3 protein-coding genes and 1 pseudogene are annotated in these 2,368 nt (G+C 45.4%); all 4 read left to right on the forward strand.

The window, feature by feature from the left end; all coding sequences use genetic code 11:
* On the forward strand, positions 1–515 hold a 515-nt coding region (locus tag WBV27_RS07535), incomplete at its 5' end, for a sugar phosphate isomerase/epimerase family protein (protein WP_424200834.1).
* Between the two features lie 24 nt (positions 516–539).
* Entirely contained in the window at positions 540–1,643 is a 1,104-nt protein-coding gene (locus WBV27_RS07540) for a Gfo/Idh/MocA family protein (RefSeq protein ID WP_424200836.1), read from the forward strand.
* A gap of 12 nt (positions 1,644–1,655) precedes the next feature.
* The gene (locus WBV27_RS07545) at positions 1,656–2,108 is read left to right on the forward strand and encodes a C-glycoside deglycosidase beta subunit domain-containing protein (RefSeq protein WP_424200838.1); all 453 of its coding nucleotides are present in this window, start codon (positions 1,656–1,658) and stop codon (positions 2,106–2,108) included.
* 2 nt (positions 2,109–2,110) lie between these two features.
* A pseudogene (locus WBV27_RS07550) lies at positions 2,111–2,368 on the forward strand (xylose isomerase); the annotation flags it as partial.

Below are 2,368 nucleotides of genomic sequence, written 5' to 3' on the forward strand. Positions count from 1 at the left end.
AGGTATGGAAACCGATTGTGAAGTATGCAGAAGACAAAAAAGTGAAAATCGCGCTTGAAAATTGTCCGATGCTATTTTCGGAAGACGAATGGCCGGGCGGGCAGAACCTGATGACTACACCAGCCATTTGGCGCCAGGTATTCGAACGTCTGGACAGCGATTATTTGGGCCTGAACTATGATCCTTCCCATTTCGTTTGGCAGCAAATCGATTATATTCAGCCGCTGTATGAATTCAAAGATAAGATTTTCCATGTCCACTACAAGGACATTAAAGTATACGCAGAAAAATTGAAGGATGTAGGCATCATGGCAACCCCGCTGCAATACATGAGCCCGAAATTGCCGGGACTCGGGGATGTGGATTGGGGCAAATATGTTTCAGCATTGACGGATATCGGCTTTGATGGCTACAGCTGCATCGAAGTGGAAGATAGAGCTTTTGAAAAGAATTATCAAGATGTAAAAAAATCAGTCACATTGAGCACGCGTTATTTACGTAATTTTGTGATCTAACAGAGAAAAAGGAGAGAATCAATAATGGATAAATTAAAAGTGGGCATCATCGGGTGCGGCGGAATCGCTAACCAAAAACATTTCAAGGCACTGAGCCAACAAGCGGACAAATGCGAAATGGTGGCCTTCTGCGATATCAAAGTGGAACGCGCTCAGGAAGCGTGCGAAAAGTACGGCACGGAAGATGCAAAATTCTACGCAGATTATAATGAGTTGTTGGCGGACCCAACGATCGATGTCGTGCATGTATGCACACCAAATGTGAGCCACAGCCCAATCACGGTTGCCGCTCTTGAAGCAGGCAAGAACGTGCTTTGCGAAAAACCGATGGCCCATAACACAGAAGCCGCTCAAGCAATGATGGATGCCTGGAAAAAATCAGGCAAAAAATTCACGATCGGATACCAAAACCGTTTCCGTGAAGAAGTCCGTTCGTTGCATGAATCCTGCGCAAACGGAGAATTGGGCGAAGTCTACTTCGCGAAAGCCCATGCCTTGCGCCGTAAAGCTGTGCCAACTTGGGGTGTTTTCCCTGATAAGTCCCAACAAGGCGGCGGCCCGCTAATCGATATCGGCACACATGCATTGGACATCACTTTGTGGATGATGGACAACTACGAACCGGAATCCGTTACAGGTTCCGTATTCCATAAACTGGGCAGCCTGGCCGGAGCGGATGAGGGGAACATGTTCGGTCCTTGGGATACAGAAAACTTTGAAGTTGAGGATTCAGCTTTTGGTTTCATCAAGATGAAAAACGGTGCAACGGTCTTCTTGGAATCTTCATGGGCACTGAATATATTGGAATCAAAAGAAGCCGCAACGACTTTATGCGGCACAAAAGCGGGTGCGCAGATCAACGCAGGCATGAGCTACAAGACAAATGAATTGATCATCAATCGCTCCCGCAACGGCATATTGACGCAGGAAGAATTAAGCAGCTCCGGAAATATTGCTTTCTTTGAAGGCGGCAGCAACGCTCCTGAGGTATTGGAAGCTAAGCAATGGTTGGAAGCTGTTCAAAATGATACAGATCCGTTAGTGAAACCGGAACAAGCATTTGTCGTGACACAAATTTTGGATGCAATCTATAAAGCAGCAGAACAAGGAACAGAAGTAAAAATTTAAGGAGGTTCACTCATGGGTTTTTCAATGCGCATTAATTTCGTGGATGTCATCTGTGATGATTCTTTGCGGAACAGTTATATCAACGGTTTAAAAAATGGTTACGAATTCGATATACGCTTAAGCTATTATCGTGGGTTGTTCCTGTCTTGTGTGAACTCTTTTGCACTAACGGTGGATGGGGAAGAAGTTCCGAATTCAGAAGTTACTTTTTCCATCAACGGCAAAGAGTTTTTTGTGGATCAACTATCCCGCCTTTCCTCTGAATTTTGGCAATTGCTGGAACCTGCAAAAATAAAGGTTCTGAAAAAAGGTGGGCTGCCGAAAGGGAGCCATAACCTGAAACTTGATTTCTATTTAAGGGTACCTTACTTGCCGCTACCAGGCGGAGACAACGACCATAATTACGTGCCGTTGGATTCATGCGGAGAAAAAGAACTGATCATTGAAGAAATTGGGGGAGAGTAAGCATGGGAAATCTTAAGTTAGGAATCACGCTTTACTGCTTCACAGCAGAATATGCCCGTGGCATCTACGATCTGGAGGGCTGCCTTCGTAAAGCAGCGGAAATCGGTGCGAAAGGATTCGAAATCGTGGGTTCACAAATGGTGCCTTCCTATCCGTATGTTGATGATACTTTTCTGGGTGAAATCCGGGCGATGGCACAGAATTATGATATCGAACCGATCTGTTACGGGGCAAACACAGACAAAGGCATGCTGAAGGAC

Origin of the sequence: Trichococcus sp., assembly GCF_049589555.1 — a bacterium.
Taxonomy (GTDB): domain Bacteria; phylum Bacillota; class Bacilli; order Lactobacillales; family Aerococcaceae; genus Trichococcus.

Bases quoted from the DNA above. Each gene is read 5' to 3' on its own strand.
- WBV27_RS07545 (WP_424200838.1), top strand. From the start codon at position 1,656: ATGGGTTTTTCAATGCGCATTAATTTCGTGGATGTCATCTGTGATGAT.
- WBV27_RS07540 (WP_424200836.1), top strand. From the start codon at position 540: ATGGATAAATTAAAAGTGGGCATCATCGGGTGCGGCGGAATCGCTAAC.